This is a genomic window from Alloprevotella sp. oral taxon 473 str. F0040, assembly GCF_000318095.2.
Classification (GTDB): Bacteria; Bacteroidota; Bacteroidia; order Bacteroidales; family Bacteroidaceae; genus Alloprevotella.
On sequence record NZ_KB290710.1, the window covers coordinates 257,875 to 276,241 of the forward strand.

The following is an 18,367-nucleotide window of genomic DNA, read 5'->3' on the forward strand; positions in this document are numbered from 1 at the left end:
AGTCCCGAAATCTCGTAGTCTCGTAGTCTCGTGTCTTTTATATAAACTAAATTTGCTCATCTACTTATACAAAAAAAATGCATTAATAGAACGCATATGACCATAGAATTTTGTGCAATCAATAAGCCTGAAGATTGGATGGAGATGGTAGCCGAGCAATTCGGCACATCGGTAACGAACGATGGTTTTACCGTTCCGCCCTCAGTGGGTAGCGGCTTTTTCAAGCAATACTACCCGTTGTCATGGCTCACATTGACCTACATCAGTTTCGTATCGTACGAACCGATGACAATGGTGCGTCGCTCGGTGGAAAACTCGAAATGGATTCCCGTGATGTTCTATATCAACGAGCATAAGCATGAGCAGATTATCGGCGCAAGCACGAAAACGGTCGGGGTGGACACGCTCGACGGTATCTTTATGCCCTCAAGCAATATCCCTACGGAGTGGACTTTCGCTCCCAAACGGCAGTATGAAAACATCACATTGACCTTCAACAAGGATTGGATAGAGCAAATGGATACGGCTCACGAAACCTACATCGGTCGGCTGCTCCGGTCGGACAAGTCTTTTTATCTGTTCGAGACCATCACACCTGCGATGCAACAAGTATTGGATGGCATTAAGGCCACAGCCCAAAGCGATGTGCTTTTCTATCCCCTCCATTTGCATGGAAAGGCAATAGAACTGCTGACGATATTTCTTGAAAAACTCGAAAAACGTTCGGAGGTAAAATCTCTTTCCAACTTGAATTTGAACGATGTGGAGGCTGTCTTCCGTGTCCGTCGTCAGATTTTACAAAGTTTGAACAACGTACCGAGCATTCCCGAACTGGCACGTGAAGTAGCAATGAGCAACTCCAAACTACAAAAGTGTTTCAAACAGGTTATTGGAAAAGCCATCGCCGAGTATGCCCTATCCGAAAAGATGGAATGGGCAAAACGTTTGCTTTCCACTCGTCTTTACTCTGTATCCGAAGTAGGCTATAAAATTGGATATGCCAATCTCAGCCACTTCACAGAGGCTTTCCGAAAATATCACAGAATAAAACCCAAGCAATATCTCGATTCCCTGTGAGTTTAATGTAATAGGGATATAGTTTGCCATTTAAGGATCATTTTACCCTAAGCAGTCTTCCGAACTTTGCCTGCAAAATATCAGGCAATATGAAAAGACTTATCAAAAAAGAATCCTTTGAGATGCTTTCCTCCAATCAAAGCACGGAAGCAACCGACGACCTTATCGGAGAAATCATAAAGTTGGGGGATAGTGAAGAAAATCTTGTTTCGTTATTTCGCACATTAAACTTTACCCGATTCCAATTGCGGATGATAGTAGAAAGCTCAGACATAACCTCCGAAGTGGGGAAAAAATGTGTCAGAGTTGCTCTTTGTCATTGACACAGAGTTGAAATTGCTAAAGATGCGGATGCAAGGAGTGTTGCCCGCGTCACAAAGCAAACCTGCCAAGAAGTTCTGTTAGACAGGAAAGATCGTGGACTTGGTGGAGTTACCTCTGAAAAATAAACGGACGGCTTCGTAAAAGTCATTTGAGGAAAATTCTTTTTCTCCTGATATGCTATCATCGTTGTAGCCAACAAAGTAGTCCCCAACAACAAGCTTTAGACAAAGGGGGTATGATATTATCGCTTGTATGTCTGGAACTTGCAATGTTTTGGGGAAGAGATTCCGTTGTAACTGAGAGATTAAGAAGATAAAACTACATATCATGCTATCATCGGAATAAAATTATAAGTAATAAAGAGTGATCTCGATATAAGAATATCGTGGCAAACTTAGAGTCGGATACAAATAGACAGGTCAACACAAAATTTTCTTCATAAGTCAGACTACCGTCACTATGCGAAAAAGAAAGGGAGAACTCCAAATGAGTTGTTTTCTGAAAATAAAAACGGAGAATAATTGCTCTTTCCCGTGAATCCTATTACCTTTGCACATAGATAAGAATATCACCCACAAAAAAGAAGCAAAGCATTGCAGAAAATCGGTGGAGCAATAGCGGGAGATTAGGTATTTTGCAGAATATAAACTCAAAGAAATACAGCCACTTATCAATTTTATTCGATTCCTGGTGGCACCACAAGAATTAGACGACTACTTCGGTAGTTGTCTTTTTTTGTTTTGGGCTAGCGGTGATGGTGAGAGTGATGTCTGTCCATCGTAGCGCTCATGCATAGTATTGTTCGGGTTTTCTCGGTGCGATGGGGTTTAGTGCTTGAGGCAGATGTTAGGATGGATGCATAGTATTATCTCATTGTTAGATCGTGCAAAAGGATGAATGTAGAGAATCTGTAGTAGTCAATGGGTGAGTCTTTATTGTGTTAGCGACTAAGGGAGTGAGAAGGCCTGAGCCCTGCGAGAGGAGATAGAATAACGACAGTGCATACTCGAAGATTTGAGTATGCACTGTCGTTGTTTTGAGAAAGAGTAGGCTACCAAAGTAGTGCGATGCGATAAGCAAGGAATGCCATGATGTAGGCAAATCCCGTGCTGTAGAGCATGGAGAAGACGGCATAACGCCATTGTCCGCTTTCGCCCTTGATAGCAACAATAGTAGCCATGCAGGGGAAATAGAGTAGGGCGAAGACCATATAGCTCAAAGCTGAAGCTGGTGAGGAAGATTGCTGAAGTGCTTGAGAGATGGCACTGTCCGCTGCATCATCTTTGCCAGTACCTGCCGCAGCGGCGGTGTCTTCATCGAGTTGATAGAGCACTCCAAGGGTGGACACCATGAGTTCTTTGGCTGCCGAACCTGTGATGAGGCCTACTCCCATGCGCCAGTCGAATCCGAGTGGGGCGATGATGGGTTGAATGGCGTGAGCTGCTTGACCGAGGTAAGACTGTTCTTGTTGTTCGTAGGGGGTGAGATCCGCACCACCGCGAGGGAAATAGCCCAACACCCAAGTGATGATTGAGGCGATGAGGATGAGGCCTCCCATCTTGCGGAGATATTGGCGGCCTTTTTCCCATGTGTGGCGGAAAACGCTGCTCGCCACGGGACGGCGATAGGGAGGAATCTCCATGACGAAATGGCTCTCCTCACGACGGCGGATGAAATGACTCATCAGCCATGCTGATCCGAAGGCGGCAAGTATGCCAAAGGTGTAAAGTCCGAACATGATCCATGTGGCATGGCGAGGAAAGAATGCGAGGGTGAACACCGTGTAGACCGTGAGTCGCGCTGAGCACGACATGAAGGGCAGGGTGATCATGGTGAGGAGGCGACTCTTGCGGTTTTCGATCGTGCGCGTGGCCATCACGGCAGGGACGTTGCAACCGAAGCCAGTGAGCATGGGGAAGAACGATTTTCCATGCAGTCCGACACGTCGCAGGATGGGGTCGAAGAGGAGGGCTGCGCGAGCCAGATAGCCCGAGTCTTCCAAAATGGAGATGAAGAAATAGAGAATGAGGATTTGTGGAAGGAAGACAATCACTGCTCCTACACCTCCAATGATGCCTTGTGAAAGGAGTTCGGAGAACCACCAGCCTTGCGGCATCTGACTCGTTGTCCAGTCGGTGAGCCAGCCAATGCCTGCTTCCATCCAGTCCATAGGATACTGGCCGATGGTGAATGTGGCCCAGAATACGAGCCACATCACGGCAAAGAATGTGATGTAGGAAAGACCATGTCGCACTAGCCATTGGTCTACACGCTGGGTGAGGCGCACAGCGTGCCCTTCTTTCAGTTGATAGCAATCTGAAAGATAGTGGTGCACCAAAGCGTGTGGGTCGCTCTGGGTGTGTGGGTCGTCGGCGAGCGATTGGGTGAACGTGTTGGGGTTGTCGTAGGCAGCAATCACTTGTTCTGCGAGTGCCTCCATTCCCTTGCCTTGGCTAGCAACACAAGGCACAAAGGGCAATGCCATGTGTTGGGATAGGCGGTCAATGTCGAGGGTCGAACCACTCTCGGTAAATTCGTCAAAGAGGTTGAGTGCGCCCACCATGGGGAGTCCCAAGCGGCGCACTTGCAGCGTGAGCAGAAGGTTGCGCTCCAGATTGTTGACGTCAAGGACGTTGATTACTACGTCGATGTCTCCTTTGCGAAGTTCGCTCATCACGTAGGCTTCTTCGGGAGAATAAGCGCGGAGTGAGTAAGTGCCAGGGAGATCGACAAAACGGAGAGTGCGTCCCTTGAAAGTGGTTTCTCCGACCACACTTGCTACAGTGACTCCGGCATAGTTGCCTGTGCGTTCATGCCCTCCAGAAAGGGCGTTGAAAACTGTGGTTTTTCCACAGTTGGGATTGCCGACGAGAGCCACGGTGATAGTGCCTTCTGCTTTAGGGGCAAGTTCTTTGTGAGGGCCGCAGGCTGCACACCCACCACAGGCGGTAGGGGCACAAGAGGCAGGGTGATCTGAGGGTGTGTGGGAGAGGTAGGTTTCGGCTGTGCTGGATGCAAAGAAACGCTTGGAGAGTGTTTCTTCGGAGGTGTAGTCGATATTGGGGTGTTCGAGCGATACTTCGATGAGGGCGGCTTCACTGCTGCGTAGGGCTACTCGTTGCCCGAGCATGGCAAAGACGATGGGGGTGCCCATAGGGGTGGCGAAAAGTCGTGTCACCTCTTGGCCAGGCACAAAGCCGAGTTCTTCGAGGCGCAAGCGTAGCGAAGGACTTCCCGTGGTGCGTAGCACAAAGGCCGTTTGCTCGTTATGGAGATCTGAAAGATTCATGGAGGAAATCTTGTTGTTATGTCATTGACTTGCAAAGATACGTGATTATCCTAAGAGTGGAAATACCTATATGTAGTGATATTGGTTGTTTTATGTCTCAAAGAACCCTAATGAAGAAAGACCGTGTGCGAGAAAAAAGAAGCAAGAACATAGGCGATACTCCGTAAATTCTTCGTAAATTTGCACCAAATATTTATAGAACAGAATAAAAGCTCCTCCCCAACATGAAGAAAACTAAGATTGTTTGCTCGATCAGTGACCTGCGCTGTGATGAAAAGTTCCTTCGCGAACTCTTCTTTGCAGGGATGAATGTGGTGCGTATGAACACTGCGCATGCTGATGCTGAAGGTATCAAAAAAATCATCCGTAATGTTCGTGCCGTATCGCCACATATAGGTATTTTGATTGACACGAAAGGCCCTGAAGTGCGCACTACTCGCGCAGAAGCCCCCATCACTTATAAGGCTGGAGAGCAAGTGACAGTGTATGGACGTCCTGGGGTGGACACTACACACGATGAAGTGAGTCTTTCTTATGCGGATATTGCCAAAGATCTGAAGGTGGGCGACTGCTTGCTTTTTGATGATGGGGCTATCTCTATGAGAGTAAACGCTATCGAAGGTGAAGCTGTGCGCGTTCAGGTGGAAAACGACGGCGTGCTTGGCTCGCATAAGAGTGTGAATGTGCCTGGGGAGCACATTGATCTTCCTGCGCTCACGCAGCGTGACCACGAGAATATCCTTCTCGCTATCGAGCAAGATATTGACTTTATTGCTCACTCTTTCGTGCGCTCTGCTGCCGATGTGAAGGTGGTGCAAGACATTCTCGATGCGCACAATAGCGACATTAAGATTATTTCTAAGATTGAAAACCAAGAGGGTGTAGACAATATCGATGAAATCATTGAGGCTTCTTATGGTATCATGATTGCTCGTGGTGACCTCGGTATTGAAGTGCCTATCGAGTGCATTCCTGGTATTCAACGTCAAATCATTAAAAAGTGTATTCAAGCGAAGAAACCTGTGATTGTAGCTACGCAGATGCTTCATACGATGATTAACAACCCACGTCCTACGCGTGCGGAAGTGACCGATATCGCCAATGCTATCTATTATCGCACGGATGCTTTGATGTTGAGTGGTGAAACAGCTTCTGGTAAGTATCCTCTCGAGGCAGTGAAGACGATGGCTGCGATAGCTGAACAAGCTGAAAAGGATAAGCTCCGCGAAAATGATATTGATCCTACGCCCGACTTTACTAATCAACGTGAGTTCTTGGCGCACGCAGCTGTAGATGCTACCTATAAATTGGGGGTCAAGGGAATCCTCACCGATAGTGAGTCTGGTGCGACCGCTCGTATGTTGGCTTCTTTCCGTGGCACTACGCCTATTATTGCGATTTGCTACAAAGAGAAAACCCAGCGTTTGCTCAATTTGAGCTATGGGGTAATTCCTATCTTCCAAAAGAAACCCGAGAGTGCGCAATATATGTTTACAGCTGCTGTGCGTATGCTTCGCCAGAAAGGATTTGTAGACTTGGATGATAAGATTGCTTATTTGAGCGGTATCCTCGGCAAGGGAGGCGGTACGTCATTCTTGGAAATTAATAAGGTGCGCTCAGTTTATGATGAATATTTCCGTTTCCATCTTCCTACTGGTAATGCCGGAAACGCGATGGAGGAAGAGTCGCACACTTAAAACTAAGTGTATGTAGGTTTGTCTTCTTAACGTGTTTTTTTATGTGATATTGATATCCGCTTGCGTCGTATTGCGAGCGGATATTTTTTTGTCCGTTTGCGAAAGTTGAAGTAGAAAAAAGTGTTATAAATGAATTGGTCTAGCCATCTTAAAAATGGTATATCCTTGAGAGATGAGGTTTCTTTCTTTATTTTTTCTCTTGATTATTAGGCTAGTTTCAAATGAAAGTTGTACCTTTGCCGTGTGTAAATTAATATTGCCGAAGTATAACCGTTAGATTTCGATGAGAAATAGGCTAATCTAGGATTTTTTTTAGCCTATATTTTTCATCGTTTTTGTACGGCTTTTGAGCATGAAAGTAATGCAGAATCTATAGATGTTATGTGCCTTAGTTGGTTCGGTAATTTATGTCAACTATTAAAGGCGGAACTATTAAAGACTATCACCGCAATATATCAAATGATTAGATTAAATAGCTTTAACCGATTTCGTTGTGGCTTCGTTGTCTTTTGCTCAACGATACTTATGGTGACGACTGGTTGTAATCGTGCTTTTATGAACGATGAACCGGAAGAACCCGGAACAACGGCTCCAGCTGCTCCCGTCTATATGTCGGCTTCGATTGCTGTGCGCGCCACTCAGGCAGATCTTGCTTCTAATTCTCAGAATGCGGAAGATGAGATAGCGCAGTTGCGTATTTTGGCTTTTAATAGTGCTACGGGAAAGTTGGCGATTAATAAGTTTTATGGTAGTGCTGAACAAGACCAATTCTCTAATCAGCCTGCTGGTACCACCGCAGCTTGGAAAGGAGCTTTCCAAATTGTGCCCGATAAATACGATTTCTTCTTTATTGCTAATGAAAATTCATGGCCAGAGGTGAAGGCTGCTCTTCAAGCTATGTCAGTTGGCGTGTCTACCGTTTCGGATCTTTATACCAAAGATTTTGCAATGCGTATTCCTTATGGCGTGAGTGATGCAGCCAAAAATAAAGAGAATCGTACTTTCTATCCCAGTGTACCTGGTACCCCTGGTACTCCAGGGCACTTGATTTTGGCTACCCGTACTTATCGGAATGTGACGGTCTTGCCCATTCGTAATGGCAAGGGTGGAAGTGCTACCGACCCTCAGCACTTTGAGGCGGAAGGAGATGAGAAAGTTGAGCTGATTCGTACCCTGGCTAAGGTAAAGGTACGCATACCTCATTCTGCTACTGTTGTTCCTGATGGGGCAGGTTATAAAATTAAGCAGTTCTTGCCATCTCGAATTCAACGAATTGTCTTGAAAGACGAAGTGCCTTATCAATCACTTTTTCTAAATCCTTTCTTGGATAGTAATCACTATACCAGTGGTAAGAAATTTATGAGTGATTGGTACACGAATGCATCTACTGATGCAAAGCGTGATTATGTGCTTTATGACCGAGCATTATTGACGAATAATAATGAAACTGGGCTTTCTGTCGGTGTTGGTGCTGAGGCCATTGTGCCAGCTGGAGCTACTTATGATGCTAATCGCCGATACGATTGTGTAATCTGGTTTTATGTCCCTGAGCATCTTCGTCAACTTACTGCTGCTGAGCCTACGGTTCCTGGTATGGTGAATGGTGCAACTGGTCTGCTTTTTGAAAAAGTTGGTACCAGTGCTGGGAATACTTTTGGTATTTGGCAAAACGATTTCACTGAAGGTCAGCAAAAAGTATTTGACAATGGGGGCAGTTCTAAGTTCTACTCGCTTCCTAATGCCAACCTATACTCTAAGTTCTCCGTAGTTCGTAATAATGTGTACGATATTACGGTTCGTTATGCAGGAGCTCAGTTGATGCTTCAATATAAGATGCTGCCTTGGGTTAAGGGTGGAACGTCGGGCGTATATGCAATGGATGCATTTAATGTATATACAGCAGATCCCGAATTTAAGAATACCCTCACCAATATTATCCTTAGCACCACTACTCAGCGTTTTGCTGTGGGAGATTATATTGAACTGAAGGCGAAGAACGGCTTTAAATTCGTAGCCAATGGTACTGAGTCGAATACCATAAAATATGGTGACGATCCAACGGAACGAGTGTTTAGACATTATCGTACAATACAGTTGAAAGCTGCGAATGCACCTGTAGCTACAGGTACTGCTGTCTTTGAAGTCTGGAATCAAGGTAAACTTCTTTATACTGTTAATGCCTCTGCACAATGAAATATAGTATCTACTCCCTCCTCCTAGCTTGTTTGCTTGGTCTGACATCGTTCGTGGCCTGTCAGCGTATGCACGAAGAAGAAGTTCCGCAAGGTTTAACCATTCATTTGTCGCAAGAGATTTTTACTAAGCGAGAAGTGCGTGCGCCTTCCGATCAGTCAGTAATTAAGACCCTAGATGTTATCTTTATTGATAACTCTGGCAATGTGCAAGCTATCGCTCCAAATAACACTGGTAGTACTAGTAAACGTGTTTTCCGATACGTGATAGATCCACTTGACCCAAGTGTGAAGTGGAAGAATAACAATCGAAGCACAAATACTATAGTGTTGACAGAGGTACAGCATCAAGTTTTTAGCAATGTCAAAATGTTTGTATTGGCTAATCTCTCTCAAACCGTGTATAATGACATTGCAAATGGCACCTTAGATACCCAAAATAAAATTAAAGATGCAGTTTCTGTATCTTTGGCTGCGAATACAGCGCACGCTTTGACTGAACCATTTTTATTGACTGGGGAAACTGCTTCTTTCAGCTGGGATGGTAACGTCGATAAGGAAGTACCTGTTGATCTAAAACGTGCTGTGGCTGCTATAGATGTTGTGATTCATTATGATTGGGATAAATTAGATCCCGCAAATCACGAAGGAAAGTACACACTCAAAGAGTTTGATAGCAAGACCTATGTCGGTGAGCATTATAGTGTGGATGACCCTGTTAATTCTACAGAGCAAACGATTCCTAGAACGACCAATAATCCTCCTACGTCCACAATCACCTTCTTCCTTAATGAATATGATTTGACGAAGACTGGTACAACTGGATTGCCCCCTTACATTCTTCTTAAACTAAAAAAGCTGAATGGGGCTAAAGAGCTTCCTGGAGGTAAACTACCACCACCCGCAGGGGATGAGAAGGATGTGAACGGAACTGACACTTACTATCGTATAGTGCTTCCACCCACAATTCAGCGCAATTATTACTACACGTTGCATGCGCATATTTCTCAACCAGGATCTGATACTGAAGAAGGTGCGACAACTTTGCAATTCAATTTCTCAGTACTCCCTTGGGTATATAAAAGAAGTATTCCTCAGTAATCCTTAGTGTCTTCCATATAGACAGATCGATGCTGATAGAATGATGCTACTGCATACATTGTTTGTTCACAATTCAAATTATTAGGAATGAAATATCTCCAATTGTCCATATTGGGTTTGCTCTCTGTCCTTGTCGTGGCTTGTCAAGCTTATGATGAAGAGATGGATGCAGAGTCTAACTCTCAGACAGAGCAAATAGTGCGTTTCCCACTTGGTGTGCGAAGTGCTAGCAGTATTCATGGACACCATAATCCGCCAGTCGGAGCTTCGGCAGAAGAAGCTATCAATAATGTCGTGATAGCTGGGGTTGCACAGAGTTCGTATAATCAGACTCAACATAGTCTTGATGTTCCGAGTAGAGCGTTGTCTCGTTCTTTTTATTTTGCTGCAAACTTAACTGCAAGCGATCAAACTAGAGTGACAGGAAGTTCTTCTCCGGAGCGTTTAGAGTTGAATACTCTAGATTATCTGAAAGACAATGGTGAACTGAAGAACCATTCTATTCCTTTGGTGGCTTCTTTGGACAACGTAAAGTATTCTGATTTTTCAGCTAATAGTGGTGTTGTTCAATCTCTCTTGCGCTATAAGAAGAATGTCGATTTTACTAGAGCTTTTGCAAAGGTTGAGTTTGTTGCTGTTCCTCAAACTAGTGATATTACTTTGACCAAGATTGAAGTAATCAATGTTCCTAAAAAGTTCGCCTTGGGAGGAGTGATAGCAGATTATGATGTGAAAGATCAAGCCACTTATGGGTACACCGTTTTCAATATTCCGTTGAAAAAAGAGTCCAATAATTATGTGGGTACTTTTTATCTGCCCGAACATGCGGTGTTGAATCCTGTGTTTAGTGATCCAGATACTCACAATATGACTTGTTTAGAATTTACCTATGTAGATGGTGAGAACAAGGAATATAAGAAAAAAGTCAGAATAGCAATCTCTTCAACTGACCCTGTTAATAATGCGAAAGGGAAGAATGGAATAGTCTTGCGCAATTATTTGTTTAGAAAAGGGCCTTCGCTGGACAAAACAGCTGACGTACCAGGGGTTTCTTTCTAGAAGACTAGGTTAGTCATATAAGTTATACTGATTGCTCGATCATTGATTATCAATGGTCGAGCAATATGTTTTATATGGATGAATTATCATCATGCAAAGACTTTTTCGCGTGAAACAGTGTGGAACAATTATTTTTTTGTTACCTTTGCGGTAGTAATTGATATATTGCACCGATAATCCACTACAAGTATGGGAAAAATCATTGCCATAGCCAATCAAAAAGGAGGAGTGGGCAAGACGACCACTTCTATGAATCTTGCTGCTTCGCTTGCAACGCTCGATAAGAAAGTGCTTCTTGTGGATTGTGATCCGCAGGCCAATGCTTCAAGCGGTTTGGGAGTGGAAGTCGGTAAAATCGAAACGTCTGTCTATGAATCTATGATTGGGCAGCAAGACATTCGAGAGAATATCTATACCACCGATGTGGAACGTCTGGATATTGTGCCGTCTCATGTACGTCTCTCTGGAGCTGATGTAGAGTTGTTGCAAATGGAAAGACGTGAGTTTGTGGTCAAAGAGATGCTGGCATCCATCAAAGACGATTACGACTACATCTTAATTGATTGCAGTCCTTCGTTGGGGCTTATCACTGTCAATGCGTTGACGGCTGCCGACTCTGTTATAATCCCAGTGCAGTGTGAGTATTTTGCGCTAGAAGGCATTACGCAGCTTTTGAATACCATCCGTATGATTAAGATGCGCCTGAATCCACAGCTAGAGATAGAGGGATTTCTCCTCACCATGTACGACCGTCGATTACGTCTTGCCAACCAAATCTATGACGAAGTGAAACGCCACTTCCAAGAATTGGTGTTCAAGACCGTGATACAACGCAATGTTAAGCTCTCCGAAGCACCATCACATGGTATTCCTGCGCTTCTCTATGATATCGATTCTATAGGTGCGGTAAATTATTTATCGTTGGCTCGTGAGATTATAGATAGAGAAAAAGCATAGTGCAACTTGAGTTGAGCTTTTCAGGATAACTATTTTCAAGCTCAATGTATAACTTCAACGAATAGCATGGCTGTAAAGAAAAAATATCCCAACCTTGGGCGTGGACTTGATGCTCTGATTTCCACTGGAGAAGTAAGCACTAGCGGTTCTTCGAGTATTAATGAAGTCGATATTCTCAGTATTAAGGCAAATCCCAATCAGCCCCGTAGAGAGTTTGACGAAGAAGCCCTAGAAGAATTAGCAGAGAGTATTCGTCAGATAGGTATCATTCAACCCATTACCCTCCGACAGATGGAGGATGGCACCTACCAAATCATTGCAGGTGAGCGTCGCTGGCGTGCCTCACAGCGTGCTGGCCTAGACACTATACCGGCGTATGTGCGTACGGTCAATGATGAGGGAATGATGCAGATGGCCTTGGTGGAGAATATCCAGCGCGAAGACCTCAATGCGGTGGAGATTGCACTGGCCTATCAAAAACTTATTGAGCAATATAGCCTCACGCAGGATGCACTTTCTGAGAAGGTAGGTAAGAAACGAGCTACCATTGCGAACTACCTTCGATTGCTTAAGTTACCAGCGCAAGTGCAGATGGCACTCAAGAAGCGTGAAATTGACCAAGGTCATGCACGTGCACTCCTTGGCCTGCAACAGCCTTCGCAACAAGTGAAGCTCTTCAAAGATATCCAAGAGAAGGGCTACTCAGTGAGACAAGTCGAAGAGATGGTAAAAGCACTTAATGCTGGAGAAGATGTGCAGTCAGGTCGTCGTACCATCAAAAGTGCCAATCAACTGGCGGAACAATATGTACCAGTGCGTGACCATCTGGCCAATGTGTTTCAAACTAAAGTAGGCATGACTTGCCGAGCAGGAAAAGGGAATATCACCATTCCTTTTGCAAATGAAGAAGAACTCCAGCGTATCCTTACCTTAATGGAGCGTTTGGGCTAAAATTTTATAGGAGAAACTCGCTTGAATTAGGGGCTTAAAGAAGGCTATTTTTTCTTTTTCTTCGATTTAAGAAGTGTTCTCTCAATCTGTTGAGCGATGAAGTACATCCTTTCTCGCATTTTATTGATTCTGCTACTCTGCTTTTGTGTAGAGCCTCCCACTCGTGCGGCTATTCCTGTTGCCATGCCAGTAGCTAATTGGTCAGGAAGTCGTATGTTATCGTTGAACGTAGATTCATTGTCTCCAAAGGATACACTCACCACTGCCGAAGCGAGCATGAAGGCTCGTTTTGACAGCCTGGAACGAAGCCTGGCCCCTCGAGTGGATACCGTAAATATGCTTCAACAAAATCGGAAAGTTATTGCTGCGCCTTTGGCTGCTAGCCAAGACTTGCAACGACAGCTCAAGAAGCAGTTTGTTCCAAATCCGCAGCGAGCACTATGGCTTGCCTTAGTGCTGCCTGGAGCTGGTCAGGTTTACAATCGGAAATATTGGAAACTCCCTCTATTTTATGGAGGATTCTTGGGGTGCACTTATGCTTTCTTGTGGAATCAGCAGATGTATATGGATTATTCCCAAGCCTATCTTGACATCATGGATGATGATCCGATGACTAATAGTTTTCGCAATCTTTTTCCGCCTACCTACGACATTGATAGTAGATTGGAGCAGTTTAAGACGGTTTTCAAAAACCGAAAAGACCGCTATCGTCGTTATCGCGACCTTTCAGCCTTCTGCTTCATCGGAGTCTACCTCCTTTCTGTAGTCGATGCTTATGTTGATGCGCAACTTTCAGTTTTCGATATTAGTCCTGATCTCTCACTGCAAGTAACTCCTGCTGCTATCGAAACTTTTAATGGTATCCAGCGTAATCAGAGCATGGGCATCGGAGCCACGCTCACATTTTAGTGACGACCTCAAGGACTGAATCACTATTTCTCATCATCTAATCTCATAAAGCGAAGGCCTGATTTGCCAACGCTAATCAATAAAGGGGACACAACCCTTAATGTTTAAAGTCTAACGCTAATGTCTTTATTCAAATATCTCATAGCTTGCATCGTAACAGTACCTTTTTTAGGGCATACCGACTCTGTGCAGGCACGCACATTTCCTACAAATCCTCCCACAACTCTTGTTGCGGCTGAACAAGTGCCTAATCCCGAAGTGAACCCTACAGAGGGCATGCTTCAGAATATAGACGCCCAGCTCAACACGTGGTATGTGAAGAAGTATATGGTCATTGATTCCACTTGCCTCACCCGAGTGGCTGATGTTAATGTAGGCCCCGAGGTCTACAAAGATCGTCTACGTCGTCTTCCCACTACCATTGAGATGCCCTACAATGATGTGGTGCAAGAATATATTGATGCTTACACTGGACGTCTTAGTCGTTCGGTGAGCTTTATGCTAGGTGCTCAAAACTTCTACATTCCCATTTTTGAGGAAGCCCTTGAAGCAGAAGGGTTACCTTTAGAGTTGAAGTATCTCCCTGTCATAGAGAGTGCTCTCGAACCCACGGCTACGAGTCGCGTAGGTGCAGCTGGTTTGTGGCAGTTCATGATTCCCACAGCACGTAGATTCGACCTCACCATCAATAGTTTGGTGGATGAACGCCGCGACCCCATCAAGTCTAGTTGGGCAGCTGCTCGTTATTTGAAAGAGCTCTTCAATAAGTACAATGACTGGACGCTTGCGATAGCAGCTTACAATTGTGGCCCCACCAATATAGCCAAGGCTATTAAGCGTGCAGGAGGGGTAGCAGACTATTGGACTATTTATCCTTATCTACCTCGAGAGACTCGTGGTTATGTGCCTGCATTTATTGCCGCCAACTACGTGATGAACTATTATTGCGACCACAACATCCCTGCGATGAAAACGCGAGTGCCTATCGAAACAGACACTGTGGTGGTGACGCGCAATATAAATCTAGCACAGATTGCTGGGGCATGCAAAATAGATTTGGAAGCCTTGACAGCGATGAATCCGCAATATCGCACGGGGACCGTACCAGGATATAGTGCGCCTTGTGCCATTCGCATGCCACTCCCCACAATTGACCTCTTTCTGCAATTGGGCGATTCGGTTTATAACTACGCAGCTCCTGACCAATTCCAACGTCGTGATGAGGTAACCCCCGCTACGACCTCTAGTTCCAATGCGTGGAGTGAAAGTCCTGCAAGAGAAACACGTGCAGAACGTCGTGCTCGTCTGCGACAAGAAGAAGCAGAGCGTGAAGCTCAAGAAGTGGAGCAACGTGCCACATCTAAGAAGAGTAAGAAAGACAAGAAATCAAAATCAGAAAAATCTGGTAAGAAAAAGAAGAATAAGAAGGAGCGCACCAAAGAGGTAAGCATTAAGTCAGGTGACACCTTAAGTGAGATTGCAGAACGCAATGGTACTACCGTTGCAAAGCTCCGCAAAATCAATAAGATTAAAGGCAACAGTATCCGCGCGGGTAAGAAGATCCGTGTGAAGTAATGATTTTGACGAGTCTAGACGTTAAAGATTAGACATTAGAATATGGAGTAGTGCTCCACTATCTAGTGTGTAGCTATTCTCTAAAGTCTAGATTCGTCTCGTTTTAGATAAGGCTTATGATAAGGATTAAATGGCAGAATTACTTGTTCATTTTCCTATGTCTATCGTCTACTATCTAATTTCTAAAAAAGTGTCTGCGGACTTCCAACTCTACTCTCCAACGTCTACCCTCTAACGTCTAAATTCTAATGACTCAAGAAATCCAAGACGAAGCTCTCATACAATCCGCCTTTCAAAAACTGATTGACACCTATCTTGCTTCTCCACACCGCAAGAAGACCGAAATCATCACCAAGGCGTTTAACTTTGCCAAGGCTGCGCACAGAGGAGTGCGCCGTCGCAGTGGAGAACCTTATATTCTCCATCCCATCGCAGTGGCTCAAGTCTGCTGCGAAGAGATGGGCATGGGATCTACGACCATCTGCGCAGCCCTTCTTCACGATGTGGTGGAAGATACCGACTATACACGTGATGATATAGCCAATCTCTTCGGAGAGAAAATAGCCAATATCGTAGAGGGGGTCACCAAGGTCAGTGGTGGTTTGTTAGGCAATCGTGCTTCTATGCAAGCGGAGACCTTCAAAAAGATCTTGCTCACCATGAGTGACGACATTCGGGTCATCTTGGTCAAAATTGCCGATCGCCTGCACAACATGCGCACGCTCTCTTCTATGCTGCCTTCACGACAGTATAAAATTGTGGGAGAAACTCTCTATATCTTTGCCCCATTAGCAGATCGCTTAGGATTGAATCGCATCAAAACGGAACTTGAAGATCTTTCCTTTAAATATGAGCATCCTGATGACTACAATGCGGTGATGCAACATTTGAAAGATTCAAAACTAGAGCGCGACGATGCTATCAATGATTTCACTCCTGCCATCCGTGCTGCGCTTGATTCGCGGGGCATTGACTACGAACTCAAGGCGCGCATCAAGAGTCCATATAGCATCTGGCAAAAGATGCAGCGCAAACATGTCCCTTTCGAGGAGGTGTTTGACATCTTGGCCATCCGTATCATCTTCCACCCCAAGGAGCGTGATAATGAGATCGCTGAGTGCTATGCCATTTATGCTGCGCTCACGCAAATCTACAAGCCCCATCCTTCGCGTTTCCGTGACTGGCTCTCTACGCCAAAGGCAAATGGCTATCAAGCATTGCATAATACCTTCATGTCACACCAGGGAAAATGGATTGAAGTGCAAATCCGTTCTGATCGCATGGACGATATCGCTGAGGGAGGTTTTGCTGCGCACTGGAAATATAAGTCTCCCGATACAGAAGTTGAAGAAAGAGAACTCGATACATGGGTCAATTCTATCAAGGAAATTCTCGATGATCCCCAGCCCGACACGCTCGATCTCCTCGATACGATTAAGCTCAATCTCTTTGCTTCAGAGCTCAACGTCTTCACGCCCAAAGGTGATATTTTGACTTTGCCACAGGGGGCCACGGTGCTCGACTTTGCTTTTGCCATTCACTCCATGGTCGGTAGCCATTGTATTGGCGGTAAAGTCAATCATCGACTTGTTCCCATTAGTCATCGCCTTGCCAATGGGGATCAAATCGAGATTCTCACTTCTCAGTCGCAGACCATTCAACCAGATTGGCTGAACTTTGTCACCACAGGTAAGGCGCGTGGTCGCATTTCTGCTGCTTTGCGCCGGGCTGCACGCGAGTGTCAGCGCAAGGGAGAAAGCATTTTGCATGAGTTCTTCAAAGCGCATGAGCTGGAAGACAATGATTCTAATATCCATAAGATCAGGTCTCACCATCACTTCGATACTCCTTCTGCTTTGTATCATGCTCTAGGCGAAGGTCGCCTTGTGCTTTCCGATGCCGATGTGCAACATCTTTTGGGCAAGAAACCTTCGCGGGGATGGGGCTGGAGACGATTTGTACCCTTCCTCAAAGATAAATCTCTCCCAGAGAACTTAGAAGCTCAATCTGCATTGGATGCGAATTTTGTGGAACAACTGGATCGAAAAGCCACGCTTACGCTCTCTGACGAAGTCATCAGCCATTGCGAAATCTGTCCACATTGTCGCCCCATCAAGGGGGATGAGGTGATGGGCTACATCAATAATAATCATCATCTCGAACTCCATCGTCGAGATTGTAGCGTAGCACTCAAACATAAAACGAGCTTTGGCAATAATATTATAGCCACCGTGTGGGACAACTCTCGTCCGTCTGTTCATCTTTACGAAGCAACAATTCACGTGGAAGGTATTGATAGTCCAAGTGTGTTGCAAGAAATCGCCTTGGTCTTCTCTCAGCATCCCCAGTATCAGCTGCAAAGCATCCAACTCAAAGCTCACGATGGCATTTTCCACGGCACCCTCGGCATCCGCATTGCCTCTACCATCGAGGTGCAAGCTCTTTGTTCCCTCCTACTCAGTGCGGGGCAAATCACCAAAGTCAATCGTGGGAACTAGTTTTCTAGGAGATCTACATCCTTCTATCCCTCATTGTTCATAATAGAACAGTGGGGGATTTTATTTAGCTCTATGAGAACCTGCGGTCGCGTTGTAAATGTTCTTGTCATGCCTTTGGTGCAGCTACTTATACTATATATAATATGTAAGCTTTTTATCGAACGAACCTCTCTTGCTGATGAGGTGATGCTAGTGACATCCTTACATGTATCACAGATAGCTACTTATGTTTAACATTCATGGTTGGATGGTTCAGAATTTTTCTCCGAGTTATTTCGAGAAATGTCCGTGTTTTTCCGAAGAAAGTCCGAGATAATTTGTGAAAAGTCCGAGTTTTTCTCTTGAAACCTCCGATTTTTCGTGTTTTCAAGCGAATGGGAGGCGGTGAACCATTGATAAAAGGAGGAAATACGAGGTAGAGTAGAGGATATCTTTAGAGCGAGACACTCCAGAAGAGCCGATTCTTCGTGATTGTCGTGTAGAAGCCCAGAAACCCCTCCCAGTCATTCTGGGGGCTAAAAAGGGTGTTATGCTATTCTTCTGTTTTGTTCATGTTACAAAATTGGGTGTTTAAAAATTTCCCTCCGATTTTTTTGTAGAAAGTCTTGGTAGTTTAGAAAACTTGCCGTACTTTTGCATCGCAATCGGGACGCAAGGGTCACTTGCTAAGGCACGACGCGCTTAGATGAGACGGCGCTTGAAGGTTGGTTGCCTGACTGCAGCAAACGAGCTGCATGA

Annotated in this window: 12 protein-coding genes; 11 read left to right on the forward strand and 1 reads right to left on the reverse strand. The window is 45.0% G+C overall.

Annotated features, from left to right (window positions below):
* The first annotated feature begins 96 nt into the window (after positions 1 to 96).
* Entirely contained in the window at positions 97 to 1,077 is a 981-nt protein-coding gene (locus HMPREF9999_RS02585) for a helix-turn-helix domain-containing protein (RefSeq protein ID WP_009436750.1), read from the forward strand.
* 89 nt (positions 1,078 to 1,166) lie between these two features.
* Positions 1,167 to 1,400, forward strand: coding sequence for a hypothetical protein (locus HMPREF9999_RS02590; RefSeq protein ID WP_009436751.1), 234 nt, complete (start codon positions 1,167 to 1,169; stop codon positions 1,398 to 1,400).
* A 1,052-nt stretch (positions 1,401 to 2,452) separates the two neighbouring features.
* Here HMPREF9999_RS02590 and feoB read toward each other — a convergent pair.
* Positions 2,453 to 4,690, reverse strand: coding sequence for a ferrous iron transport protein B (gene feoB, locus HMPREF9999_RS02595; RefSeq protein WP_009436752.1), 2,238 nt, complete (start codon positions 4,688 to 4,690; stop codon positions 2,453 to 2,455).
* 224 nt (positions 4,691 to 4,914) lie between these two features.
* Between feoB and pyk the strand changes: the two genes are divergently transcribed.
* The 9 genes from pyk (at position 4,915) to HMPREF9999_RS02640 (ending at position 17,629) form a co-directional block, all read left to right on the forward strand.
* On the forward strand, positions 4,915 to 6,387 hold the full coding sequence (pyk, locus tag HMPREF9999_RS02600; RefSeq protein WP_009436753.1) for a pyruvate kinase: 1,473 nt from the start codon (positions 4,915 to 4,917) through the stop codon (positions 6,385 to 6,387).
* A 459-nt stretch (positions 6,388 to 6,846) separates the two neighbouring features.
* Positions 6,847 to 8,580 (forward strand): fimbrial protein, encoded by a 1,734-nt coding sequence (locus tag HMPREF9999_RS02605; protein ID WP_198144609.1) that lies wholly within the window; start codon positions 6,847 to 6,849, stop codon positions 8,578 to 8,580.
* Positions 8,577 to 9,680 (forward strand): hypothetical protein, encoded by a 1,104-nt coding sequence (locus tag HMPREF9999_RS02610; protein ID WP_009436755.1) that lies wholly within the window; start codon positions 8,577 to 8,579, stop codon positions 9,678 to 9,680. Before HMPREF9999_RS02605 ends, HMPREF9999_RS02610 begins: the two co-directional genes overlap by 4 nt.
* A gap of 87 nt (positions 9,681 to 9,767) precedes the next feature.
* Positions 9,768 to 10,739: a hypothetical protein gene (locus tag HMPREF9999_RS02615; protein ID WP_009436756.1), complete on the forward strand. Its 972-nt coding sequence runs from the start codon at positions 9,768 to 9,770 to the stop codon at positions 10,737 to 10,739.
* A 189-nt stretch (positions 10,740 to 10,928) separates the two neighbouring features.
* A complete protein-coding gene (locus HMPREF9999_RS02620) occupies positions 10,929 to 11,696 on the forward strand; it encodes a ParA family protein (protein WP_009436757.1) in 768 nt (255 codons plus the stop codon).
* A 66-nt stretch (positions 11,697 to 11,762) separates the two neighbouring features.
* On the forward strand, positions 11,763 to 12,647 hold the full coding sequence (locus HMPREF9999_RS02625; RefSeq protein WP_009436758.1) for a ParB/RepB/Spo0J family partition protein: 885 nt from the start codon (positions 11,763 to 11,765) through the stop codon (positions 12,645 to 12,647).
* Between the two features lie 276 nt (positions 12,648 to 12,923).
* The gene (locus tag HMPREF9999_RS10695; RefSeq protein WP_009436760.1) at positions 12,924 to 13,556 is read left to right on the forward strand and encodes a DUF5683 domain-containing protein; all 633 of its coding nucleotides are present in this window, start codon (positions 12,924 to 12,926) and stop codon (positions 13,554 to 13,556) included.
* A gap of 120 nt (positions 13,557 to 13,676) precedes the next feature.
* The gene (locus HMPREF9999_RS02635) at positions 13,677 to 15,131 is read left to right on the forward strand and encodes a lytic transglycosylase domain-containing protein (protein ID WP_009436761.1); all 1,455 of its coding nucleotides are present in this window, start codon (positions 13,677 to 13,679) and stop codon (positions 15,129 to 15,131) included.
* Between the two features lie 248 nt (positions 15,132 to 15,379).
* Positions 15,380 to 17,629: a RelA/SpoT family protein gene (locus tag HMPREF9999_RS02640; RefSeq protein WP_009436762.1), complete on the forward strand. Its 2,250-nt coding sequence runs from the start codon at positions 15,380 to 15,382 to the stop codon at positions 17,627 to 17,629.
* The last annotated feature ends 738 nt before the right edge of the window (positions 17,630 to 18,367 follow it).